Source organism: Lysinibacillus xylanilyticus, assembly GCF_001708185.1.
Taxonomy (GTDB): domain Bacteria; phylum Bacillota; class Bacilli; order Bacillales_A; family Planococcaceae; genus Lysinibacillus; species Lysinibacillus xylanilyticus_A.
Map to the genome: position 1 here is coordinate 173,822 of NZ_MDDN01000002.1, position 25,156 is coordinate 198,977.

The 25,156-nt window shown below is 36.5% G+C and carries 23 protein-coding genes and 1 pseudogene; 5 read left to right on the top strand and 19 right to left on the bottom strand.

Annotation, left to right across the window (positions count from 1 at the left end; all coding sequences use genetic code 11):
- Positions 1 to 66: 66 nt before the first annotated feature.
- From BFJ97_RS05535 to hpaI, 13 genes are all read right to left on the bottom strand, one after another.
- Positions 67 to 1,560, bottom strand: coding sequence for an aldehyde dehydrogenase family protein (locus tag BFJ97_RS05535; RefSeq protein WP_139114382.1), 1,494 nt, complete (start codon positions 1,558 to 1,560; stop codon positions 67 to 69).
- A 246-nt stretch (positions 1,561 to 1,806) separates the two neighbouring features.
- Positions 1,807 to 2,193, bottom strand: a complete 387-nt coding sequence (locus BFJ97_RS05540; RefSeq protein WP_068983657.1) for a 5-carboxymethyl-2-hydroxymuconate Delta-isomerase — start codon at positions 2,191 to 2,193, stop codon at positions 1,807 to 1,809.
- Between the two features lie 13 nt (positions 2,194 to 2,206).
- A complete protein-coding gene (locus BFJ97_RS05545) occupies positions 2,207 to 2,995 on the bottom strand; it encodes a fumarylacetoacetate hydrolase family protein (protein ID WP_068983658.1) in 789 nt (262 codons plus the stop codon).
- 34 nt (positions 2,996 to 3,029) lie between these two features.
- The gene (locus BFJ97_RS05550) at positions 3,030 to 3,788 is read right to left on the bottom strand and encodes a fumarylacetoacetate hydrolase family protein (protein WP_068983659.1); all 759 of its coding nucleotides are present in this window, start codon (positions 3,786 to 3,788) and stop codon (positions 3,030 to 3,032) included.
- Between the two features lie 53 nt (positions 3,789 to 3,841).
- On the bottom strand, positions 3,842 to 5,398 hold the full coding sequence (locus BFJ97_RS05555; protein WP_068983660.1) for a solute symporter family protein: 1,557 nt from the start codon (positions 5,396 to 5,398) through the stop codon (positions 3,842 to 3,844).
- Positions 5,399 to 5,402: 4 nt separating this feature from the next.
- Complete coding sequence (locus BFJ97_RS05560) at positions 5,403 to 5,756, bottom strand: DUF485 domain-containing protein (RefSeq protein WP_175401687.1); 354 nt, start codon at positions 5,754 to 5,756, stop codon at positions 5,403 to 5,405.
- Between the two features lie 63 nt (positions 5,757 to 5,819).
- Positions 5,820 to 7,262 (bottom strand): aldehyde dehydrogenase family protein, encoded by a 1,443-nt coding sequence (locus BFJ97_RS05565; protein ID WP_068983661.1) that lies wholly within the window; start codon positions 7,260 to 7,262, stop codon positions 5,820 to 5,822.
- A 33-nt stretch (positions 7,263 to 7,295) separates the two neighbouring features.
- Positions 7,296 to 8,192 carry a cytidyltransferase gene (locus tag BFJ97_RS05570; protein ID WP_068983662.1) on the bottom strand — a complete coding sequence of 299 codons (897 nt, stop codon included), beginning with the start codon at positions 8,190 to 8,192 and terminating at the stop codon, positions 7,296 to 7,298.
- Between the two features lie 21 nt (positions 8,193 to 8,213).
- Positions 8,214 to 8,687 carry a flavin reductase family protein gene (locus tag BFJ97_RS05575; protein WP_068983663.1) on the bottom strand — a complete coding sequence of 158 codons (474 nt, stop codon included), beginning with the start codon at positions 8,685 to 8,687 and terminating at the stop codon, positions 8,214 to 8,216.
- A gap of 23 nt (positions 8,688 to 8,710) precedes the next feature.
- Positions 8,711 to 9,694, bottom strand: a complete 984-nt coding sequence (gene hpaD, locus BFJ97_RS05580) for a 3,4-dihydroxyphenylacetate 2,3-dioxygenase (protein WP_068983664.1) — start codon at positions 9,692 to 9,694, stop codon at positions 8,711 to 8,713.
- Between the two features lie 30 nt (positions 9,695 to 9,724).
- On the bottom strand, positions 9,725 to 11,194 hold the full coding sequence (gene hpaB / locus BFJ97_RS05585; protein WP_068983665.1) for a 4-hydroxyphenylacetate 3-monooxygenase, oxygenase component: 1,470 nt from the start codon (positions 11,192 to 11,194) through the stop codon (positions 9,725 to 9,727).
- Between the two features lie 27 nt (positions 11,195 to 11,221).
- Entirely contained in the window at positions 11,222 to 12,739 is a 1,518-nt protein-coding gene (hpaE, locus tag BFJ97_RS05590; RefSeq protein WP_068983666.1) for a 5-carboxymethyl-2-hydroxymuconate semialdehyde dehydrogenase, read from the bottom strand.
- Between the two features lie 70 nt (positions 12,740 to 12,809).
- Positions 12,810 to 13,736, bottom strand: a complete 927-nt coding sequence (gene hpaI, locus BFJ97_RS05595; RefSeq protein ID WP_068983667.1) for a 2,4-dihydroxyhept-2-ene-1,7-dioic acid aldolase — start codon at positions 13,734 to 13,736, stop codon at positions 12,810 to 12,812.
- Positions 13,737 to 13,868: 132 nt separating this feature from the next.
- Here hpaI and BFJ97_RS05600 point away from each other — a divergent pair, with 132 nt between their 5' ends.
- Positions 13,869 to 14,774, top strand: a complete 906-nt coding sequence (locus tag BFJ97_RS05600) for a LysR family transcriptional regulator (RefSeq protein ID WP_068983668.1) — start codon at positions 13,869 to 13,871, stop codon at positions 14,772 to 14,774.
- A gap of 269 nt (positions 14,775 to 15,043) precedes the next feature.
- Positions 15,044 to 15,262 (top strand): hypothetical protein, encoded by a 219-nt coding sequence (locus BFJ97_RS05605; protein WP_254660121.1) that lies wholly within the window; start codon positions 15,044 to 15,046, stop codon positions 15,260 to 15,262.
- A 214-nt stretch (positions 15,263 to 15,476) separates the two neighbouring features.
- Here BFJ97_RS05605 and BFJ97_RS24535 read toward each other — a convergent pair whose 3' ends face one another.
- Both BFJ97_RS24535 and BFJ97_RS05610 read right to left on the bottom strand, forming a co-directional pair.
- On the bottom strand, positions 15,477 to 15,632 hold the full coding sequence (locus BFJ97_RS24535; RefSeq protein ID WP_175401688.1) for a hypothetical protein: 156 nt from the start codon (positions 15,630 to 15,632) through the stop codon (positions 15,477 to 15,479).
- 283 nt (positions 15,633 to 15,915) lie between these two features.
- Entirely contained in the window at positions 15,916 to 17,007 is a 1,092-nt protein-coding gene (locus BFJ97_RS05610; protein WP_068983669.1) for an IS4 family transposase, read from the bottom strand.
- Between the two features lie 477 nt (positions 17,008 to 17,484).
- Here BFJ97_RS05610 and BFJ97_RS05615 point away from each other — a divergent pair, with 477 nt between their 5' ends.
- Positions 17,485 to 18,090 carry a stalk domain-containing protein gene (locus BFJ97_RS05615; RefSeq protein WP_068983670.1) on the top strand — a complete coding sequence of 202 codons (606 nt, stop codon included), beginning with the start codon at positions 17,485 to 17,487 and terminating at the stop codon, positions 18,088 to 18,090.
- Between the two features lie 140 nt (positions 18,091 to 18,230).
- A complete protein-coding gene (locus tag BFJ97_RS05620) occupies positions 18,231 to 19,364 on the top strand; it encodes a hypothetical protein (RefSeq protein WP_068983671.1) in 1,134 nt (377 codons plus the stop codon).
- Between the two features lie 127 nt (positions 19,365 to 19,491).
- Here BFJ97_RS05620 and BFJ97_RS05625 read toward each other — a convergent pair whose 3' ends face one another.
- Together BFJ97_RS05625 and BFJ97_RS05630 are read right to left on the bottom strand one after the other, a co-directional pair.
- Positions 19,492 to 19,923: a hypothetical protein gene (locus tag BFJ97_RS05625; RefSeq protein ID WP_068983672.1), complete on the bottom strand. Its 432-nt coding sequence runs from the start codon at positions 19,921 to 19,923 to the stop codon at positions 19,492 to 19,494.
- A 2-nt stretch (positions 19,924 to 19,925) separates the two neighbouring features.
- A pseudogene (locus tag BFJ97_RS05630) lies at positions 19,926 to 20,471 on the bottom strand (IS21 family transposase); the annotation flags it as partial.
- A gap of 146 nt (positions 20,472 to 20,617) precedes the next feature.
- On the opposite strand from BFJ97_RS05630, the gene BFJ97_RS25620 reads away from it, so the two are divergent.
- Positions 20,618 to 20,956, top strand: coding sequence for a tyrosine-type recombinase/integrase (locus tag BFJ97_RS25620; RefSeq protein WP_139114394.1), 339 nt, complete (start codon positions 20,618 to 20,620; stop codon positions 20,954 to 20,956).
- Between the two features lie 202 nt (positions 20,957 to 21,158).
- On the opposite strand, the gene lepA is transcribed toward BFJ97_RS25620, so the two are convergent.
- Positions 21,159 to 22,985: a translation elongation factor 4 gene (lepA, locus tag BFJ97_RS05635; protein ID WP_068983673.1), complete on the bottom strand. Its 1,827-nt coding sequence runs from the start codon at positions 22,983 to 22,985 to the stop codon at positions 21,159 to 21,161.
- 260 nt (positions 22,986 to 23,245) lie between these two features.
- A complete protein-coding gene (locus BFJ97_RS05640; protein WP_068983674.1) occupies positions 23,246 to 25,144 on the bottom strand; it encodes an acyltransferase family protein in 1,899 nt (632 codons plus the stop codon).
- Positions 25,145 to 25,156: the final 12 nt, after the last annotated feature.

Consider the following 25,156-nt stretch of genomic DNA (forward strand, 5'->3'; position numbering starts at 1 on the left):
AACGAGGAAGCCCATTCTAGATGAAACCAAGTTCGGAAAATCTGTAATTTAAATTTCGCTACAATCCTAAAACGGATAATCTAATTTACTCGTCTGTACAGATACCCATTTCACAACAGTAAACTCCTCTACAATCCACTCATATCCAAAACGCCCAATCCCACTTTGTTTCACTCCACCAAATGGAACATTTCCTTCTAGCACTGCAGGCATATCATTTATATGTGTTGTACCAGATTCAATCTCAAGGGCTAATCTTTCCCCTCTTTCTAAGTCACTAGTAATAATGGAAGAGGATAATCCATATTCCGTGTCATTAGCAAAACGAATGGCCTCTTCATCACTTTCAGCCGGAATAATTTGTGCCACAGGACCGAAGATTTCACAAGTAGCAAGACTTGAATCATTAGGTACATCAACAAATACAAACGGAGAAATAACATTCCCTGTACGGACACCTTCTACGGCAACTTTTAATCCACATTCCTTTGCTTTATTAACTAAGTCCATGATTTTATCAGCTTGTTTTTCACTTATAACAGGTCCAATAATTGTGTTAGGATCCTTAGGGTCTCCTACTGTTAACCCCTTTACTTTTTCTACGTATTTAGTAACAAATTCATCATAAATATCTCTATTAACAATAATTCGGTTTGTAATCGCACAGATTTGGCCACTATGCAAAAACTTCCCAAAGATAGCGGCTTTCACTGCTTGTTCAACGTCGGCATCTCTTAAAACTATTAAAGGATTATTGCCTCCAAGTTCCAATGCCATTTGTTTTAATGTTCCGCCTGTTACCTTATTAATATGTTTTCCTACAGCCGTTGATCCTGTAAAACTGATAAACGAAGAATTCGTATTTAACAGGAATTCATCTCCTGACTCTTGAAGGTCAGTTAAAATTGAATTAAACACTCCAGCAGGAAGTCCTGCTTCTTCGAAAGCCTTTGCAAAAACTTGTCCACCAACTATTCCAACTTGGAGATCTGGCTTATGAACAACACTGTTCCCGAGAGCAATGGCAGGGAAAATTGTTCTTGTTGCCATGTTAAATGGAAAGTTAAAAGGTGTGATGGACGTAATAACACCTAAAGGTAATCGATATACACGGCTAACCTTTCCTGGTGTTGTAGATGCATAATTTTTGGGTGTATATATTTCATCAACCATATTAATAGCATCTTTTATGTCACTAACCCCAAAGCCAAACTCAATATGAGCTTTAAGTAGTGTTCCACCTGTTTCACGTGTAATTAATTCCAAAATATGCTCTTTATTTTTCTCTAAGTAATCTAATGCTTTCGTTAAAACCTCTTTTCTTTGTTCTGGGGTAGATTTAGCCCATTCCTTTTGTGCTACTTTAGCTTTGTGATAAGCATCTTTTATTTGCTCTACATTCGCTAACTCTACAGTTGTAATTGTTGACTGATCATATGGATCTTTTATTGCATAAGTTCTTTTACTACTCCCCTCTACCCATTGACCTCCAATATAACTTTTATTTATTTTACTTGCCCATTCAATGCAGTTCACATCTAAAGCCAGATTCTTTGTCATTTAAAGTCCCCTTCCTGAAATGAACATCTATACTTAACGCGTTGTAAGCTAAATTGTAAGCGGTATGAATTATTTTTTATTGTAAAAAGCGGACCTACCCTTATAAAACAGATTCAATCATTGTTTCTTATTTATCCTATGCAAATGCAAAAGTTCTGATCAATAACATAGATGGCGCTTCTATAACTTCTGTTATTTTTTCACAATCAATCTATTACCTTAAACGCAGATTGACTTTCAGCCCTCTTACTTTTTAAAACGCTTATGAATATTGTTATACTTGTAAGTACCTTCCTCACTGAATTCAATCAATTCCATAGATAATGCCAAATATCGCCTAGTAAATAGATCAGTAAAATGATCCTTGATTACTTCGAATAGTTCGTCACAAGTTTCTTTCTTATTTTTAGGCGATCTTCCCGCCCCAATTTTTAATATAGCATGAACAAACGCATCATCTTCTGCTCCATCTGCTACTCGGTAATCTTGAAGTTCAATGGCTCTTGATCGAATTCCTCCAATCGGAAAAAGATGACTACGGCTAATCAAAACATCATTCACTTTTTTAAGTAAATTCGGAATGTCTGCTTCTTTCTTTATGTTATCGGTATACTCAACAATAAAATGCGGCATGTTTTCATCCCTTTCATTGACTAAAAATAGCGTTATCACTTTCAATTCTTAAGAAATGTTTTTCACTAATAACGGTATTTACTAGTCGTCCCACTCCTTCAATTTCAGTAATAACTTCATCTCCTTCCTTTGTATCAACTAGGCCCTCAGGCGTACCAGTAAGGATAATGTCGTTTTTATTTAATGTCATAAAACTACTTAAATATTCAATTAAATGTGGAATACTAAAAATCATATCTTTCGTTGTGCCTTCCTGAGTAACTTTTCCATTTACATAAGTACGCAATGTAAGATTCATAGGATCTTCAATATCTTTTGCATCGACCAGCCATGGACCGATTGGTGTACAAGTATCTCTATTCTTTACTTTTAAGTTCGGACGATAATAGTTTTCTAAATAATCACGGATGGCATAATCATTTGCAACGGTATATCCTGCTACATAATCATAAGCATCTTCACGTTTAATGTTAGTCCCGGAACGCCCAATGACAACTGCAAGTTCACATTCATAATGCATATTGGTAGCCTCAGCCGGTCGGTAAGTCAGACCTCGATGACCAATAAAAGTATTCGGACCTTTTAGAAAAACTAAAGGTTCTGTTGGTGCTTCAAAAGCAAGTTCCTTTGCATGATTTGCATAATTTAATCCTAAAGCAAAAACGGTTCTAGGTTGGACAGGTGGTAGCCAGACCACTTCCTCCTCAGAAACAATTTGTCCATTATCTAGTTTCAGGTGACCATCATTTGTTTCAATTGCATGATGAATGACGTCCTGAAATACTACACGTGCATGTTTCATAATAATTGCGCTCCTTTACAAAACAATAAGATTCTCATTTAACTGTATTTTCTAAATAACCGATTCCATCAATTTCAATTCGTACCCGATCTCCCTCTTTAACAAGCGGGGGATTTTCAGGTACTCCAACGAGTAAAACATCTCCCTCATACAGCGTCATAAATCCAGAAATTTCAGAAATCAATTTTGATACAGGACGAATTAAATTGGTCGTTGTATTCTTTTGTTTTAATTCGTCGTTAACGAATACAGTAATCGCCAACTTATTAGGGTCAGAGATTGCATCACGTTCAATAATCCATGGACCTACAGGGCAAAAGTTATCTCTCGCTTTTTGTTTAATAGCTGGACGATAAAAATTCTCATGTGGAATACTCACATCATTTACAATGGTGTATCCTAATACATGATCTAAAGCTTTTTCTTCTGTTATACGCGTAGCATTTTTCCCAATGACAATGCCTAATGAGGCACCTATTTGCAGATGAGATGTATCCTCGGGTAATGGAATTGAAGAGTTAAATCCAGTAATGGTGTTCACCGGTTTTATATATAAGACAGGCGCTTTGGGAGGCTGTTTATAAGGTTCTTTCGTTAAAGAGGAACCTAATGCCTTAAGCTCGCCACTATAATTTAATAAAGTTCCATATACTGTTCCCGAAATTGGCGCCTCCAAAGAGGACTGCTCTACTGTTAAATTTCTATCATCAAGAATGATTGTATTGCTTTGAGGATCTACCTCCACTTCTTCTGTGTGAAGGGTTTCACTATATTTAATGATTGCCTTACTCATAACTATTCACTCCTCTTATAAACTCGTAAATTCAACTGATGATTACTTAAACACTAATGATTAACTACACCTTTAACATCATTACCTATAGTCGACTTAACGATGATTTCTGGAAAATTATCCTCTACATTTTTTGTCTTACGGGCCCCTATAAATGTACCAATATAGCAGCCTAAGAAACCTAACGGTATAGAAACAATTCCTGGTGATGCAAGAGGGAAAATAGGATTACCAGTAAATAAGGCTACACCTGGTTCCAGATTCCAAACATTTGGACTTAACATAACCAGACCAATTGTGCTAATTAATCCTATAAGCATCCCAAAGATTGCTCCAGTTTTGTTGAATTTTCTCCAAAAAATAGTTAATAAAATAACCGGTAAATTCGAACTCGCTGCTAATGTTAGAGCGATGGATGATAGAAAGGCAACATTAAAATTTTGAAGAAATAGTGATAAGGCAATGGCGATAACAGTGATGAAAATCGATGCAAGACGTACCATAAACATTTGCTGTTTTTCGGTTGCTTTCCCGTCTTTTAAAATTTCGTTATAAATGTCATGGGAAAATGCTGTTGCTCCCGTAACCACAATTCCAGCAACTACTGCGAGAATAGTAGCAAAAGAAACCGCAGAAATGAAAGCAAACATAAAATCTCCGCCAATAAACTTTGCTAATAATGGCGCTGCCATATTGCCTGCTGGGTTAGCCTCTATAATATTCGAAGTTCCAACTAGTTTTGCTGCTCCAAACCCAAGGAAGATGACCATAATGTGGAAGAGTCCCATGATCCACATAAGCCAAACAACTGACTTTCTGGCAACCTGAGCATTAGGTACAGTTAAAAAGCGAACTAATACATGGGGTAGACCCGCTGTTCCAAGAATGAGCCCAAGTGTTACAGAAGCTGCATCCCAGCCGTTTTTATATTTTAAACCTGGGTTTAAGAAATCGATTCCAAAAGGAGTGGCTGTTTTCATATCAGTAAAAATGCCAATAAAATTAAAATTAAATTTCCACATAACCATTACAAACATAATAAAGGTTCCACCTACTAAAAGAATGGCTTTAATAATTTGAACCCAGCTTGTTGCGGTCATTCCTCCAAACAAAACAAAAGCTAACATAGCAATACCAACAATAAGGACTGAAGTATTATACGGAATACCTAATAATAATTTGAATAACGCTCCTGCAGCAACAAGCTGTCCAAGCATATAAAAAACGGAGATGATTATTGTATTGAAGGCAGTTACACCTCGTACTTGTTTAAACCTAAATCGAGCAGTAATCATATCACCTAACGTATATTTCCCAAGATTCCTTAATGGTTCTGCTACTAAAAATAAAATGACAAGAAAAGAAACAAGAGCACCGTACATGAGGAAAAATCCGTCATACCCCGTTAAAGAAAAGGCTCCAATTAATCCCAAAAAGGTAGATGCAGACATAAAGTCTCCAGCTAAAGCAAGACCATTTTGCCTAGCAGTCAGACCACCTCCAGCTGTGTAAAAAGAACCTGCCGTTTTTGTTTTTTTGGAGGCATAGTACGTAATGAAAAGTACCCCTATTGACATGAGTACAAAAAGAAGAATAATATCCCACCCCATATTTCTACAGCCCCTCTTTTACTAAGATTTGCTTTACCTTTTCGTCAAGTTCAGCAGACTTCTTTACATAAACACTACATACCGCAAATGACATAAAGATAATTGAAATACCGTAAACCCACGCCAACGTAATGTCTCCTATTACTTGGACATTTAGTATATTTGTAAACAAGGCTAGGAATGGTAAAGCTAGTGAATAAACCAAATAAAAAATTGTATATGGAATAATAAACTTTTTCTTATATAAAAGTAGTTGTTTAAAATCCTCCGAAGCGAAAATTTTGTCATAATCTATTTGTTTGTTGTCTTGTTGTTCGATGTCTTTTTTTACACTACTCTGTTCTTTTACTAGCTCCAAATTGATAGCACCTCTTTCCTAATAATTTAATAGGGTTCTTAAATGCTTCTAATTCTTCGATTTTTAATTTCTATTAAAAACCACTAGTTTTAGCTCTGTCATTTCCTCTACAGCATATTTTATTCCTTCTCTTCCAACTCCACTTTCCTTCACACCTCCATAAGGCATGTTGTCTACACGAAACGTTGGAATGTCATTAATCATTACGCCTCCAACCTGAAGGTTTTCAGCTGCAGTTAACGCTGTATGAACATTATCCGTGTAGATTCCCGCTTGGAGACCATATCGTGAATCATTTACTTGCTCAATTGCTTCCTCTACAGCTTGAACTTTATTGATGATAACAATTGGAGCAAACACTTCTTGACACGAAACTTTTAAAGAAGACTCTGCATTTAATAATACCGTTGGCAGTAGAATATTCCCTTTTGCGATCCCCCCAGTTGCTACTTCTGCTCCATGTTGTTTCGCCTCATGAATCCAATCTAAAGTACGTTCCACATCTTCTTTTGAAATAAGCGCTGAAACATCCGTACGTGGATCTAACGGGTCACCAATTTTGAGTTGTTCAGTTGCTTCAACGAATTTTTGCACAAATGTTTCGTACAAACTCTCATGAATATAAATTCGTTGTACTGATATACATACTTGACCTTGGAAAGAAAAGGCTCCCTTCACACAACGATTAATAATTGAATCAATATCGATTCCTTTATCAATAATAACGGCAGCATTTGAACCCAGTTCTAATGTCACACGCTTCAGCCCTGCTTTGTTTCGAATACCAATTCCAACAGCTGGGCTCCCCGTAAATGTAATAGCTGCAATTCTATCATCGGTCACGATTTTATCCCCTACGACTCTTCCGCTTCCAGTAATAACATTAAGTGCTCCATTAGGTATACCAGCCTCCTGTAACAACTCTGCTAAAAAGAAAGAAGATAGTGGAGTTTGACTTGCTGGTTTTAATACAATTGTATTTCCTGCGGCAATGGCAGGCCCTACTTTATGGGCTACTAAATTCATCGGGAAATTAAATGGAGTAATCGCTCCAATAACCCCAATAGGTTCACATACCGTATATGCTACTCGTTTTTCTCCACCTGGTGCAGCATCCAATGGAAGTGTTTCTCCGTGAATTCGCTTTGCTTCTTCAGCTGCAAACTTATACGTTTGTATTGTCCGTTTCACTTCATCGATTGCAGTGGCAATTGGTTTAGCTGCTTCTAAAGCGATAATTTCTGCAGCTTCATTTAAACGCTTCTCAAACAAAGCTACCAAACGTTCCAAAATCGCTGCACGTTCGTGAGCTGGCATTTTAGCCATTACAGTTTTTGCACGAAATGCAGCTTCAATTGCCTCATTCACTTCTTTTTCATTAGCCTTAGGAATATATGCAATAACATCTCCAGAGTATGGAGATGTTAGAGATGCATGTTCAGTGGCTTCTTTCCATTTACCATCAATGAATAAGTTTTTCTTTCTTGCTTGCACTTTTAAATTCATATTCTACTCCTTTCTGTTATAGCCCACTATTATTTAGATTACTAGCTCATCATTTTTCATGTATTCATTCATTCCGTATGACTCATTCTGCTTGCCATATTTATAATCTAGCCACTTTACCTTAATGCGCTTCTTGTATGGGTCTACAGAACAATCTTTTAGTTGTATTAATAATGAAGTGTGTTGCTCATTTATAGATATTTGGTGGCAGGTTCCATCATAATTATGACCGTCTATTTCAACTTGAATATGGTAAATACCAAGTTTAGGCATTCGGTAGCTGTTTTTTACTATTAATTTAAGAAATTGATGATTTTTATAAAAAAGGGAACTTTGATTCACTTCTCCACTAACTTCATAAAAATCACCAAGGTACATAGGAATCTTTTGCATATGACCTTCATCAAGCAATTTTCGGATTGCTGTTGAGCTAATTTTTTCATCATCATGTTGGATCTTTGGAACAGTCGTTACTTCCAAATTTCCGGGGATATACTCCGATAACGTTTTCATATTACCGAGTCCTTTATAGCCATATTGATAATCAAAGCCCGCTACAACATGTATACATCCAAGTCCTAAAATGTATTGTTCAACAAAATCATTAGGAGAAAGACGGGCAAACTCAGGGCTAAACTCAACAACAAATAACTTCTCAACACCCAACTTTTCAAATCGATCTTCTTTCAAAGGAAGCGGAGTTAAATAAGTCATTGGCTCCATATGAGGAAAGAGTATATCTTTTGGGTGCGGATAAAAGGTCATAACACCAAAGGCGCATTGTTTTTGCATAGCAATTCGTTTTGCTGTTTCAAGAATTCTTTGATGACCGATGTGAACGCCATCAAAAAAACCAAGAGCCAAAACACAAGCTTCCATTTCAGTGAACGTTGATTTATCAATTGAACTTTTGATAGTAATTGTCTCCATCGTTTGCCCTCTCCTTTTATGTTAAGTTAACTGCGGTGCAGCGATCTGGCCATATTTTCCTGCAAAGAATGTCAGAGGATTTCCTTCACGAAGGACAATATCTTCTACTTCTCCAAGGAACAGCGTATGGTCACCAGCTACTTGCTTTCCATATACATTACATACAATGTTAGCCAGTGCATCCTTTACTACAGAGATTTCGTTTAGCTGATCAAATTCTGTTTCACGCTTTTCTTTGATCTGGCCAGCGAATAACATCGAAACTTCTTGCTGATCTTCCGATAAAATATTCACCGCAAATTTACCGGAGCGGTTAATTTTATCCAACATCTTTGCATTTTCTTTAATCGATATTAGTACGAGTTTCGGGTTTAGCGACACTGACATGAAGGCATTTGCTGTCATGCCATGAGGCTCTCCATCAATGTCCGTTGTAATAACTGTTACGCCGGTTGCAAATTTACCCATCGCATCTCGAAATGTACGATCATCCATTGAAATTCCTCCATTCTCTTTATTTAAATAACAAGTTCTGGTTTGCGCTGTGCAAGGTTTGGTGCCTTTGATTGAATTTGTTCATTCGTTTCAATATCTAAAAACGGAGATGTTTCATTAAACCAACTGTCCGGTGCTTTTGCACCCCACAATGTTTGACGACGTGGGTCATTTAAATCCCATCGAATTGGTTCGAAGTCATTGTCACTTGTTAAGTAATCTCCGTTATACAGCTCAATGCGATATCCATCTGGATCTCTTAAATACAAGAAGAACGCGTTGGATAAGCCGTGGCGTGCTGGACCTCTTTCAATGTTCTCTGAATAGCCAAGAGAAGCTAAAACATCGCAGCAGTGGATTAGAGCAAGTGGATCCGGTAGCCAGTAAGCAAAGTGATGAAGACGCGGACCATCTCCGTTCATAAAGGCTTGATCATGCACGGTCTGTTTGCGGTGGAGCCACGCAGCCCAGATACTTCCATCTTCTATAGTTGTATATTCAGAACACGCAAAGCCTAATTCGTTGATAAAAAAGTTGTAAGCTTTTTCTACATCCGGTACAGCACAGTTTACGTGGTCAATCCTCTGAATTCGTGCCCCGCTGTATAGATCGTAGCGCTGAAGTAAGCGCTCTGCTTTTTCAATCTTGCAGAAAAATTCAAGAGGCATCCCTGAAATATCATGTACATGCAGTGCACGCCCAAGAGCATGCTGAGTTCCTTCCTTAAGCCACTTTGTTTTTAAGCCTTTTGCTTGAAACAATTCAGCCAGACGGTCAAGATCTTCTTCTTTTCCTACTTTATAACCGAGTGCGTGTACCCCTAACGTCTCGGACTTTTTGAGAACCAAGCTGTGGTGTGTATGCTCTTCAAGCCCTCTTAAATAAACACAGTTGTCCTTTGTTTCTGTTTCAATCATGCCGAGCGCTTTTACATAAAAATCTTTTGAACGGTCTAAATCCTTCACATTAATAACAGTTCTGGCAATACGAATGATATTGAAATCCATACTCGTCCTCTCCCTTAGTCAATTAATTAGTTATTTTTTAACTAACGCTTCTGATCGATTCAAAAATTCTTTTACACGATCAACATATTCCTGTTTGTCATACCCGTTATAAAGCGTACTTGCCATTCTAACTGGATCACCGAAGAAGAAGCGCTCATAAAGTGTTTGTCGAGTACCGAATGAACTTATACATACATCCCATGCCAAACGATAAAGTTTCACACGATCATAGGCATCCCCTGTGGCTGATTGTAAATACTTATCAAGATCCGGACGAATTTCAGAATTGAAGTCTGATTCTGATGGAATCGCCATTAAGCCACTTGCACCCATTAATTGCATAATTTCTGTAAAGCGAGGGTAAATTTTCGGGAAGTAATGACGTGCTGCATTTAACGGTGAAAATTCAGGTGTCATAGTTCCCCATCTATCCACTTTTGCATTTGCTTCGGAAGCAACGACATATGCTTTCATCGTTTCAAGTGCAAGAATTACCTCAGAGATTTTCTCCTGTATATGTTGGTATTGGCCAATATTAATTGTCTCTGCCATTAATTGAAGAATACCAAGTACAAACTCTGTTTTCGCGATATTTTTTGATACAACTTGATGTGTCATATGAACAACTGCATTACTTTCATTGTAAGCCTGGTTACACACACTAACATCACCAAGGGCAAAGACCCGATTCCACGGAACGACAACATCATCAAACACAACAATGGTATCCATTTCTTCAAAGCGAGATCCTAGCGGATGGTCGAAATGAGACTTCCCATAATCAAAAGATTCTCGACAAATAAATTTTAAGCCCGGTGTGTTATTAGGAATAGAAAATGCAAATGCATATGGATTTTCTTCAGCTGATTGTTTTAACAAAGTAGATGGGAATACCATGATTTCATCCGTAATACCACCTTGAGTAGCCAGTAATCTTGCCCCTTTAATAACGACCCCTTCAGATGTTTTCTCTTTAATCCGTGCTGCAATATATGGATCTGGAAGCTGTGCTGAATTTACTCCTCTATTGACTTGAGGCTGAATCAACGTATGTGTTAAAGATAAATCATTTTCACGGCAATACTCGTAGTAGTTGGCCATGTTTTCGGCATAGATGGAGTCTTGCTTTCCAAACATTTCTGCAGCTGAACCATACGCCATCATCCCGACATTAATGTAATCAGGGGAACGTCCCATCATGCCACCATTATATTTCGCCCATTCTTGCATCATTTTGCGACGTGTCACCAATTCTTCTTTTGTTTTTGGCTGAATAAAAGATGTACCTACCCGTTCTCCAGTTGTTGGAGATACATATGTCATGTAATCCTTTTTGTCTGGATCATGTTGCAAATCGTAAAGTTCTGCCTGAGTTTTCATAACTCCTTTAAAAGCTGGATGTTCAGAAATCTTTCCTTCTACTTGTTTGCCATCAATCCATATATTTGCCTGTGCATTATCAACTCTTTTAATATATTGCTCTCCTGTTTTTGCTGGCATTATTGTTTCCCCCTTAGAAAATAGTTTTTACTTCCCAAATTGCGGAATATGATGGTCACCTATAGCAACATGGACTACTTTTGGTTCTGTATAGAATTCAAAGATTGCGTAATGGCCACCCTCTCTTCCAATTCCACTATCTTTCATACCGCCAAATGGAATTCGAAGATCTCGTACGTTTTGAGCGTTTATCCAAAGCATACCTGCTTCAATAGCATCCGCCATACGATGTGCTCGTTTTAAATCTTTTGTCCATACAAAACCAGCTAGTCCGTAAGATACGTTATTTGCCATATGAAGTACTTCTTCATCTGTTTCAAATTCGATTACGGCCATAACGGGACCAAAGATTTCTTCCTGACATACTCTCATATCATTTTTTGCATTTAATAAAAGTGTCGGTGGGACAAAATTACCTGCCTTTACATTCTCCGGAACCACTCCCTGAACTACTTCACAACCTTCTTGTTTAGCGATTTCTATATATTTTTTTACTTTGTTGTAGTGACCTTTTTCAATGAGCGGACCAAGCTCAGTTGATGCATCCATTGGGTCACCGATTTTAATGTTTGCGACACGTGCTTTTAATTTTTCAACAAATTGATCTTTAATATTTTTATGCAAGAATACTCGAGAATTGGATGTGCAACGTTCCCCGTTAAAAGAGAAAATCCCCCATATTGCTGCATCTAGAGCACGTTCAAGATCTGCATCATCAAATACAATTAAAGGTGATTTCCCACCAAGCTCCATCGATGTTTTCTTTAAAGTATCCGCAGAGTTTTTAATAATAGTGGAACCTGTAGTCGTTTCACCTGTAAATGAAATCGCTTTCACATTTGGGTGAGCAACAAGAGTAGCACCTGCTGTTTCTCCAAAGCCATGAACGACATTAAAGACTCCATCCGGAACTTTAGCTTTATGAATAATTTCAGCTAATTTATTTGCAGTCAATGGTGAAAGTTCAGCTGGTTTTAGAACAACAGTATTTCCAGTTGCTAATGCAGGCGCTACTTTCCAAGTCTCTAACATGAATGGGGCATTCCATGGAGTAATTAACCCTATAACGCCTAATGGTTTATAAACTGTATAATTAATGAATTCATCATCCATTGGATAAGATTCGCCATGCAATTTTGTCTCAACCATTCGTGCGTAGAAACGGAAATTTTCTGCAGCACGTGCGGTTTGATTTCTTGTTTGGCTAATTGGCAGACCTGTATCTAGTGATTCTAAGAATGCAATTTCTTCAATCTCCTCATCGATGAGATCTGCAATTCTATTAATATATTTCATTCTTTCTTTCAATTTCATCTTGCCCCAAGGACCATTCTCAAAGGCTTCTTTTGCTGAAAGAACTGCTTGATTTATATCCGCTTCACGCCCCTCGGCGATATAGTTGTTTATTTCATTGGTAAATGGATTTTTATTTTCAAAAGAAGCACCTGATTTACTGTCGACAAACTGTCCATTAATATAGAGTTTTACATTTGCTACTTGCTTGTGTAAGTGATTTTTTTGAGTCTCAGTTACTTGAACCTGCATGTTATTACACTCCTCATCCTTCTCTTACTCCTGTAACAAGGAGTAAGAGAATTTTTTAGATTTTGAATGATTATTTAGTTACAATCTCATTTGATAAAATTCCATATTGATTTAAAACTTCACGAATCTCGTTTTGAAGTGCCTCAGATGGTAAATCCATTGGCTTGCGTAAAACTGGCGTAATTTTACCCATCATACCCAGCGCTGCTTTTACTGGTCCAGGGTTAGTTTCTTTGAATAACACATCATTTAATTTCATTAATTCATAATGAAGATTTAAAGCCTTTTCAGCGTCGCCTTCCTCCCAAGCATTGTGCATTTCCGCTACTTTCGCTGGTGCAACGTTTGCTGTGGCGCTAATAGAACCTTTTCCACCGATTGTTAACATTGGGTAGCAAAGAAGTTCAATTCCTGAGAATAGACTAAAATCTCTCCCACAATTTAATAGCACACGATTGACATGTTCAAAATCTTTATTTGACTCTTTGGCACCAATAATGTTCGGGCAATCTTCAACAAGTCGAGCCATTGTTGTTACTTCCATATTCACACCTGTTCTTCCAGGTATATTATATACAAGAATTGGAATATCCACGGCATCTGCAATAGCTTTATAGTGTTTATATAATGCTTGCTGGGAAGGCTTGTTATAGTATGGAACAATGACCATCGCGGCATCTGCTCCCATTTCTTGAGCAACCTTTGTTAACCGTAGCGCTTCATTATGATTAACTGATCCCGTTGCTGGTATAAATGGAACTCGTCCGTTAATCGTTTTACTTGCTGTTTCCATCACAAGCTCTCTCTCTTCGATCGTTAGAGAACTAGGTTCTCCAGAAGTCCCGGTTACCGAAATGCCATGGCTCCCACTCTCTATTTGCCAGTTAATTAAATTTTCAAATGTCTGTAAATCTAAACCTTCATCTTCCTTGAAGGGTGTAATAACTGGTGCAATCGAACCTTTTATACTTTCTTTAGCTTTTCGAATTCTAGACATTTTATCGTCTCCTTTTCTACCTTTTCATGGAATTATTTTCAAGATTAATGTATCATTAAGTTTGTAATATTTAAAATATTTAAAATGTTCGCAACGTATATAAAATAAATATGCTTTCTAAGGAGGATTTTCATGGATATAAGACAATTGCGATACTTTACCACTATTGTTGAAGAAGGCCAAATTACTAGAGCAGCAAAAAAGTTACATATGGCCCAACCCCCCCTTAGTCAACAGCTAAAAGCGCTGGAAGAAGAGCTTAGTACTCTTTTGATAGTACGAAATGGAAAAAATCTAGAACTTACAGCAGCAGGAAAAGTGTTATATAAGAGAGCTATCAATCTTTTAAGTCAGATTGATGAAACAATTATGGAAGTGAAAGAAGTAGGGGAAGGTCTTAAGGGTACATTATCAATTGGATCTGTAAAAACATGCTTTTCTTACTTACCTGAACGCATTCGTTTTTTCCGAGAAAAGTATTCAAACGTTACATTTCGTTTATACGAAGGGGATACCTATCGATTATTACAAGATTTAAGAAATAGGCATATTGAGGTTGCTATAGTCCGGTTACCTTTAGAGGCAGAATCAGATGACTTGTCCTCACTGCCATTGCCTCCGGACCATTTTGTAGCCGTTATCCCTGAGACGTGGAATTATGAAAATACATTAAGACTAGATGAACTTTCAAGTATGCCACTAATGTTGCTACAACGTTTTAAGGGTGTTGGTCAATACGAACTCGTTTTAGAAGCTTGTAGAAAATATCACTATGAACCAAAAATTGTCTGTCAATGTTCAGACGCTGCTATGATTATGTCCCTAGTTAGAGAAGGTGTCGGTGCTTCCTTACTCCCAAGGTCTGTCTTACGTTCATTTTCTATGAATGGCCTGAAAATATTGGAGCTTGAAGAACTTAGTATTCAATCAGATTCCGCCGTGATCTGGTTGAAGGACCGTTACCTTTCAAAAAGTGCTGTTAAATTTATTGAAACTTTTGAGAGGGAATACAGTTTAAGTATCTCACCAGTAGAATGACTCGAATAATTTTATGATTTTATAAATCATAAGTGTTGAATCAGTTTTTCGGACATTGACGGTGAGATATTGTGCTGCCATATAATTCTCAACAGCTGTGAAAAATATGAACAGAGTAAGCTATCCAATTGCTACAGATGTGATACCACGATACTAGGATCACCAAGATTCTGAGAGGTTTACTTTGAAGACATCCTGTAAGACTAGTAAGTAAAAAAGCTTTGAATGAGGCTACTGAGATAAACCTATAAAAATTAGATTTGAGTATAATGTTAACGATCCTTCAAGGTGCTTATGAATATAAAGGTTTTACTGAACAAGTTGGCGAGAATATGTATAAGGCTGATTTGAAAGCTTTTCAAAAAACAATAGAAAATGCAAAAGAACCAATTGACGCTAGTAAAGTTTCAGAGTTATCATCTAATCAAGTTAAAACATTACAAGGTGCTCCAAGTGGTAGTTGGTTAGTTCCTTTATTGCAAGAATAGGACAATTAGGGATGATGGATTTACAAGAGGGTCTAGTAAACCCTAAATTATTTCAATATACTTCAACAGTAAATGCTTATAAACGATCGATTTAAGACATTTTAACGGAAACACAAAAAGCTTAGGACTCAAAATTAATTGAGTACCTAGGCTTTGTTTTTTAAGCATTTGCTATGAATTTAGGTACATTAATGTCTAACTTCCCTACTACGAATTAAACGCCTAAAGATTCTCTTATTTTGATTACTGCATCTTCTATTTCATAAGATGTTTCAAGTACCTCAGAATTCTCACGGTGATTCGATTGAATGTACCGAATGATTGTATATAATTCATCAATCATTTCGTCATCATTTATATATATTTTCATTTTGTTCCCTCCTTGATGTTATTTAATCATAACAAAAAGGTGGATGAAGGTATAAAAATAACGCTAGCCTATGCTGTGTTACTCGTTTACTGTTACATGATAATGTCACTAACGTCGCATGAATTTTAATTGAATTTTCTGTTTTCTAATTCTTCCGTTTTTGAAGAAAATGAAAGACGCTTAAGTAGAGATAGTAAACATCCATTTTTTTACTATAACCTTTGACTAGGGCAACTGCAGTTCAAAATCCTTAGGGTACCGTATTTCCTTCGATTTTTCGAAGCTAAATACGTGCTGGTTTCCATAGTGTTGCTTTTAAGTACCTACTAATTTGTAAATATGTCCGTGAACTGTTTGTGTGAAGCTGTGCTAGCACGTTTAAGCAGTAAACGATCATTGCGATGTATACCTGATTATGCACAGCTTGCTCGCTTTGCCCGTAGAACTTTTTAATGTTCAGATGCTGTTTCATCCATTTGAAAAACAGTTCGATTGCCCAGCGTGACTTATACAGTTCAGCGATCTCATCTGCACTTAAATCAAAACGATTCGTCATCAGATGTAGTTCTTTACCGTTTGGATCCAGTACTTCGATACGGCGAAATACATTTTCAGCGCGATTTTGCGTGTTGCCAATCAGAATCATTTCATCCGATAACACCGATGACTGTTCAGGTACTTCAAATGATTCAACCACACGTGTTACAGCGTTTTTTCGTAAGCGTGAGACAAAGAAAAATCCGTCATCTGTCATGCGATCAAAGCGCTCATAATCTAAGTAACCTCGGTCAAACACGTACATGCACTCCGTGTCATCAATGAGAATTTCAAGCTGACCACGATCATGTTCTTTCGCATTCGTCAACACCGCTTTATCAGGGTAGGAACAACCTTTTTCTAGGTAAACAAGGCGCAAATGTAACTTCACACCTGATTTTGTTTTACGGAATTCAGCCCATCTATGGTTGTTTAAGTTTAATGGCAGTGTGCTGGAATCAATGATTTTCAGTGGTGTTGTGGTTTTTCGCCTATGCTCAAAATTCATTTTCTCATGAATTTGCTCGACTAAGTCTAGAAAAATTCGTTGGAAAAACTCAGTTGGCACTTGGTTTAATCGCCGACCTAACTGCGAAAAGCTGATGGACTCTAAATACGTTGCTTTTTGTAAGTCGTCTGATAATAGCGCGTCACTAATGGCACGTAGACTTTCGGTTTCATTCAGTTGCGCAAACAGTAATAATTTCAAGAATGAAGCGATGTGAAGCTTCTTTGTATAGTAATTTAATTGATGAATTTCAACTAATTTCTCCATTTGTGTAGAAGAAATAGGTGAAAACCATTGTTCAAATGATGTTTTTCGTGTAAACTTATCCATGCTTATGTCCTTTATTTTGGATTTGGATGGTTTACTATCACCCAACCATTATAAAGGCTTTTTTTATGTATGGATAATATTACAGAAAATTCGGTTTTTAAAAATGCGTTGAATTATATTAATGCGACGCTAGTGTGATAATGTATGTAAAAAAAGAAAATGGCGAACATTGTACGCCAAGTGTCTTCAAATATAATACTAGAGAAATTAATTATCAGTTTTAACTATCATTCCATGCGGGTTGAGCAACAAGCTAGATTCCGAGGGGCGGTACCACCGCATACAAATATTGAATACCTAAAACTTAATTCTTAATCCCCTTTTTCTTTTGAGATGAAAGCCCTACGAAGATATGTACCAATTTTAATTGAGATTATTGTCAACAAAAACAGATAACTAATATTGGCTGTCTGTTTTTTTATACTGTACAAATCTCATTAAATTTCCTATTATAGTTAAAAAAGGAGGAATTTAAATTTGAAAAAATCAACAGTTATATTTAGTGTATTTATTTTACTTTTAACTTTTAGTATGGGCGCTTACGCTGCAACTAAATACAATTTTACTTTTGACGGAAAAAAACAATCTATTGATGTACAGTTAATTAATAATACGGCATATGTACCGTTAAATGCTGTTACAGAGCTTTTTGGTGGGAAAGTAACTTATGATAGCAAATCAAAAACATATGCTGTTACATCAAATACTACTGAATCTACTACTCAATCTGAATTGTCAAAAACAATTGATAAAGTAACAGTTAAAATTGATAAAGTTGTGCAAGATTCTGATTCATTAAAAATTTATGTTACATATGTAAATAACTCTAATGATAAAATTAGCAATGGAAGCGATCTATCTAAGATTGTCGCAAATGGAAAACAGTACAGTTATGACTCTAAATTCAATTTTGAAAGATGGTATAAAAAAGAAAATGTTCCTCACGCTGATACCTATCTTGAGCCTGGTGTAACTGCTGAAGATGTTATTTTCTATGCTCCTATTGATGCTGATTCAATAAATATTTTAATTCGTGCTAACTGGACAGATTACAGATTCAATAATGTAAAGATTACAAAATAAACTTTCTTTTATAAAACACGTTTATAGTAATTTTAATTGTTTTAATTATAAAACAGATAACTAATCATGGTTGTCTGTTTTTTATATGTACAATTACCTACCATTTCCTTTATGGTAATATATGAAAGGATTTGATATATATGGGTTATATATTAGTGTTATTAGGTTTCTTAGGTGTTTTTGTAGGTCTTGCGTTATTAATAATCGGAGTAATAAAAAAGAAAAAGATGAAAGGCGGTCTTGTATTAGGTATCTCCGTTGCGGCGTTCATTGTCGGGTTTATTATGGTGCCTACAAACAGCACCGATTCAACTAATGACTCAAATGAAAAAGATAAAGTGGAAACAGTAGCAAAATCAAATGATGATAAACCTGCTACAGTTACACCAGACGAATTTAACAAATTAAAAAATGGAATGAGTTTGGAAGAAGTAGAAAAAATAGTGGGTGGCAAACCGAAAAATCCAGATGCAAAAGAAAATGATAATCTAATATTAATTTGGGAGTATGACGGGGAAAATGGAATAGAAAAAGATTCTCCTGTATCACTTATCTTTAAAGATGGGAAATTAAACACTATTCAGCAACTTGGTTTAATAATAGAAAAAGAAACAGAGGAAGAAAAAGCTGCACGTGAAGCTAAAGATGCTGAGGAAAATAAACTTGATTACACTATTCAAGAAGAAAAAATTAGCGGAAGTATTTGGTATGTAACTTTATTGACTTCTTTAACAGAAGAAAATGACCTACGCAAATTAGTCGAATTGACTAGTGATTTAGCTAAATCGAAAAAAGAAAAAATTGATTCAATTTTCGTAAAAGTGAACATAAAGAACAGTTTGGCAAAATCATATGCTGCGACAGGGAAAGTCGCCTTAAGTGATATGGGTTTAATACAAACAAAATTAAAAATAATTAATAATTATGAATTTAAATACTTAGTAACAGAAGAACACTTAACTTCTAAAGACGATTTAAAACAATCAAACGAATCTTATTCTGCAGAAGACATCCTAAAAGCATTTCAGGATGCAGGCCTTCCAACAACAGATTCACGAGACAATAGTCATAACTGCGTTGATTTAGAATGCACAACTCTAATTACAACCGAGGATGTTAGTATTTATGAATGGCCAAGTGTTGAAAAAGCTCAAGAGGTTAGAGCAAAAAATTTTGGAGATGCACAAGTTGGAACAATTATTATTAGAATGAATAACAAATCACTTGATATTCAAAAATATATTGATGTAATGAACAATGTTGTAAATAAATAACCTCAGTCAACTCAAATGAGTGGCTTTTATTTTTGCCATAAAAAAAGCCCAAGCTCAAAATTAATTGAGTACCTGGGCTTTACTGTAATTAAACTTTTTGATTTAGTATAAGACTCTAAAAGCAAAATCAAAGGATCCTGACCCACCATTTTTTGTAATTACGGAGAATGTACATTTCCCTTTTGGCATATAATGGCAACTTTTTTTCTATAGTAACAGTATCATTCTCTCCTGAAGCTAAAGTACCACTTGCAAATATCTTACCATCCGGTCTGAAAATTTTATAATCAAATGTATTAGATCCATTGTTTTTGAAATTATATCTTACACTATAATCATCTGCAGTATTACTAATAGAAAATGAGTTGTGATACTCTCCATTAGTGAAAGAAGTACCTCTGTAATCAGCTTCTCGAGCATACAGAATTATTTCATCTTCTGGTGCTTGTTCTGGTGCTTGATAAATTGTTTCATCTACACCAGTATTGACTGGTTCTGCTGCTTTAGCAGTCCCAAAACTAGTTCCAGCTAAAGCTAAAGTTAAAGCAGATGCAGCCATGTAAAGACACGGAATCGTGAATATCCAAGTACAAGTACACCTACGTTTACTTCTACTTTTTCACCATCACTTGTTTCAAACGGAATACTTTCTTTCCAGTCAAATTGAGCCTGTTGACCAGGTGGTGTTTCAAATCTTGTCGTTCCTTTTGGTGAAGGGATACGTACTTGATCTGTAAAATAAGCTGCGAACTCAGGCGTTTTTGCAATATAGCGACGGAATGTAGAACTACCACACTCTAAGCCATGATTATCCTTCAAATATTGCCAAAGTACACGACGATAATAAAAGACTTGCTTCGAATCTTCTGATAGTAAAGCTGCAATCACTTCATAATAATCATCTATAATAGATGTCTTTTCTTTTGTTCCTTTTGGTGTAAATCCATTTAAGTATTTATCAACAGTACGTCGATCTACACCCATTTCTCTTGCCAACTGACTCTTATTAATTTTCATCTTTAAATTCTCCATTAGCTGTTTGAATTTTGGTAAGTCTGAAAGACTGTTAATCTCAAAATTCGTTTGAACATCTAGCGTTATGTACACACTAATCACCTCATGATTAGTATGCGAGAAAGTGAATCAAAAGTGTACATCTTTAAGTGAGTGCGTTTGTACATGTAGATCTTAGCATTTGTAGACACATTAGAAGTTGAGCAACAACTAGTTGGTATCAAAGATGAAAACAAAAAATACAGTGGCAACCTAGACCACAAAAAACAAAAGCTGGTTATCGAACAATTCCATTTGGTAATGCGCTTGCCGAAATCCTAAGACGTGCTAAAAAAAGACAACTTGATAATCGTTTGAAGTTTGGTGAGTTTTATAAACAGGATTCAGAACATGATTATGTATGTAAAAAAGAAAATGGAGAACATTGTACACCGAGTGTCGTCAAATATAATACTAGAAAAACTAGCGAAAAATTAAATATTAAATTTAATTATCACTCATTACGCCACACACATGCAACAACATTAATAGAGAATGGCTCCCCCGTTAAAGCTGTACAAAAAAAGATTAGGACATAGCAGAGCTGCCGTAACAGAAGATCGCTATGTCCACCTCACTGAGAAAATGGCCAGAGATGCTGCGAACATCTTTGATTCATTCGCTCAAGATATATAAGAATTGCTAACGTATTTTTTTATGGTGGGGAATTGGTGGGGAGCCCCACCATTTAACCCTTTTATAAATTAACTAAATACATCGCAAACCCTTGATATTACTAAATTACTTCGAATCATCCATCTTCAGAACAGCCATGAACGCTTCTTGTGGTACTTCGACTGAACCTACTTGTTTCATACGTTTTTTACCTTCTTTTTGTTTATCAAGAAGTTTTCGTTTACGAGAAATATCTCCACCGTAACATTTCGCTAATACGTTTTTACGCATGGCTTTAATTGTTGAACGTGCCACAATTTTTTGACCAACTGCTGCTTGAATTGGCACTTCAAATTGTTGACGTGGGATTAATTCTTTCAACTTTTCAACGATGACTTTCCCACGTTCATACGCAAAGTCACGGTGTACGATAAAGCTTAGTGCATCGACTTGCTCGCCATTTAGTAAAATATCCATCTTCACTAATTTTGAAGCTTGATAGCCAATGAGTTCATAGTCAAATGAAGCGTAGCCCTTCGTATTAGATTTTAAATAGTCGAAGAAATCATATACGATCTCTGATAGTGGCATTTCATAAATAATGCTGACACGTGATGTATCAATATAATCCATCGTCATGAAATTACCACGCTTCAATTGACAAAGTTCCATAACTGCCCCTACATAATCGTTCGGCACCATAATTGTTGCTTTGACATATGGCTCTTCCACTCGATCAATTTTTTGTGGATCAGGCATAAATGAAGGGTTGTCAACCTTTATTGATGTACCATCCGTCATATGAACATTGTAAATAACGGAAGGCGCTGTTGTAATTAAATCAATGTTAAATTCTCGCTCAATACGCTCTTGAATAATTTCCATATGTAGAAGCCCTAAGAAGCCACAACGGAAACCGAAGCCAAGCGCTTGTGATGTCTCTGGTTCATATTGTAATGCAGAGTCATTCAGCTCTAGCTTTTCTAACGCTTCACGTAAGTCATTGTATTTTGCCGTATCGATTGGGTATAATCCGCAATAAACCATTGGATTTAATCGGCGGTAACCTGCTAATGCTTCAGCCGCAGGGCGATTCGCAAATGTAACTGTATCCCCGACACGAGTATCACCAACGTTTTTAATGGACGCTGTTAAATAGCCTACGTCACCAACTGTTAGTTCATCCTGTGGTACAACTTTTGGTGTATGTACCCCTACCTCAATAACTTCAAATTCTGCTCCAGTAGCCATCATACGAATTTTATCGCCTGGTTTTACTGTACCATTGATAATTCGAATGGAAATAATAACACCTTTGTAGGCATCATAGACAGAGTCAAAAATAAGGGCTTGTAGTGGTGCTTCTGGATCTCCGGTTGGTGCAGGTACCTTCTCTACAATTTGCTCTAAAATATCTTCAATACCGATACCGGCCTTAGCAGAAGCTAGTACCGCTTCAGAAGCATCTAACCCAATTACGTCTTCAACTTCTTGACGTACGCGTTCTGGATCTGCTGCTGGTAAATCGATTTTATTGATAACAGGTAAAATTTCTAGGTCGTTATCAAGCGCTAAATAAACGTTTGCTAGTGTTTGTGCTTCAATGCCTTGTGCTGCGTCGACAACTAAAATTGCGCCCTCACAAGCAGCTAAACTACGTGATACTTCATATGTGAAATCGACGTGTCCTGGTGTGTCGATTAAATGGAATGTATACACTTCGCCATCTCTAGCTTCATACTTCAATTGTACCGCATTTAATTTAATCGTTATGCCTCGCTCACGCTCTAAATCCATTGAGTCAAGGAGCTGTGCTTTCATTTCACGAGATGTTAATGACTTCGTTTGCTCTAAAATACGGTCAGCAAGCGTTGATTTCCCGTGGTCAATATGTGCAATAATAGAGAAATTTCGTATATTCTCTTGTCTTTTTAAACGTGCTTCTCGGTTCATCTTTTCCACTCCTAATTAAACTATAATGAATTATACTATGAACCTTATACAAACCACAACATTAGAACGGTATAAAGACAGTCAAATCAATGGTTATTCTGATTGATGTGCCATTTCCTCTGCAAAAACATGTTGAAAAGCGAAAAAGCGTTAGTAATGAGAACTGAGAAAAATGCAAGAGGTTTTCCTTTATTCTTAACATAAAAATAGCCAGCTACACCTATAGTAAGGTACATGCTGACTATTTTTTACTTAATTGATTATTTGTCTATCGATTGTTGAATAAGGTTCGTTAACGTATCAATACCTTCTTGTTCTAAATGTACTCCATCTGGAGCAAAATACTCTGGATGGTTAATAGCAGCCGAATGCCAATCAATCAATGTAATATTATCATGCTCTTGCGCTTTTTGTTGTAAAGAATAATTCACTTTACCTTCCCAAGAACGCGGTACCCGAGTATTTACTAAATAAATATCGGCATTGGAGAAAGCTGCAAGTAGTGCATCAATCTGATCACTCGAAAAGTAACCATTTGTGCCAAGTTGAATAATAACTGCTTTATCTGGCTGATTAAAGCTTGCATAATTTGGTGCCAGCTTGACCGCTTGTGAAACTTGACGACCAATTTTTCCATCAATTGTAATGTTAGGATAGACCTGATGTAAGCTTGTAGCAATATCTATCATGACAGAATCCCCAATGGCTAATATTCCAGTATAAGATTCATTCGTTTCGTCAGCAGTTGAATCATTTTCCTCCTGTTCAGACTCTTTTATGTCCGGTTGAGCACTAGTTTCACCTTTCTCATCCTCAACATTCGATGAATCACTTTCTGTTGTTCCTTTTTCCGATACGGTATCATCTCGCTTTGCAGCTTGTTCTGCACCATTAATTTTAACTTCTGTTATCTGGGACTCTTTTGGTTCCGTTTGTTCTTTTCCTACGACACCTGTCATTCCAGTCAAAAATACTAATAGGACTAGAGGAGTGAGCACCGTTGAAATTTTTCTAGTAACCGAAAAGCTTCCCCATTTATTTTTATTAAATTTAAGATACTGTCGGTAATAAGAACGGAATCCGTCCTTACGTATGGGCATTTCGATAAAACGATACGATAATTCAGCAATTATCAAAATAAGAACTAGTTGTAAAGCAACTCGCCAGAAAACAGGATTACCTATTTCGTGGACTGGCGTACCTAACACGATAATCGGATAATGCCATAAATAAATTCCATACGATCTTGAACCAATCCAACGCAGAGGCTTCATAGAAAGCACTTTCCCTAAAAAGCTAATAGGATGACAAACACATGCTATCAATACAGCTGCATTCAAACAAAATAGGAACATCCCACCTCTATATAAGAAAGTTTGATATTCATCTACAAAAATAATACTTAAAATGAATATAGTAAAAGCAACCAGGCTTATAATATCTAGTTTCTTGGCATGCTCCATAGATAGTTTTTGTGACGATAATCTTTTCATCGGCCAAACGAGAGCTAGCCAACAGCCAATTAATAATTCAAAGCAACGCGTATCTGTCCCATAATATACACGACTCGGGTCAGCTCCTGGCTCATATAGTATGCCCATTAACGTAGCTGAACATAATGCACCGATAAAAATGAAAATGGCTAATTTACTCTGTTTTTTAACAATATAAAGCCCAAGCATTAACAGAATCGGCCAAATAAGATAAAATTGTTCCTCAATAGCTAAAGACCATAGATTTTTTAAAGGTGAAGGGGATCCAAAACTATCAAAATAAGAAAGTTCATGAAAAATGAACCACCAATTACTTGAGTAAAAAATAGAGGATATTGCATCTCCGCGCAACGTATTGAGAAGTTCCTGATGAAACAGGGTCGCCCAAGCGAATGAAGTAATAATCATTACGTACGCAGCAGGTAGTAAACGTCGAAATCGTCCAATCCAAAATTTCCCTAATCCTACTGTTAACTGATTTCCTTTTAAAGGTAAAATGGTAGAGGTTATTAAGTAACCTGATAAAACAAAAAAGATATCAACTCCTAGGAACCCACCACTGGCCCAACTGAAGTTAAAATGATAAGCAATAACAGCTAGTACTGCTAAAGCCCGAATCCCATCAAGCCCCGGGATATAACGATGATTGAACGTCTTGCCTGACATAATATTCCTTCC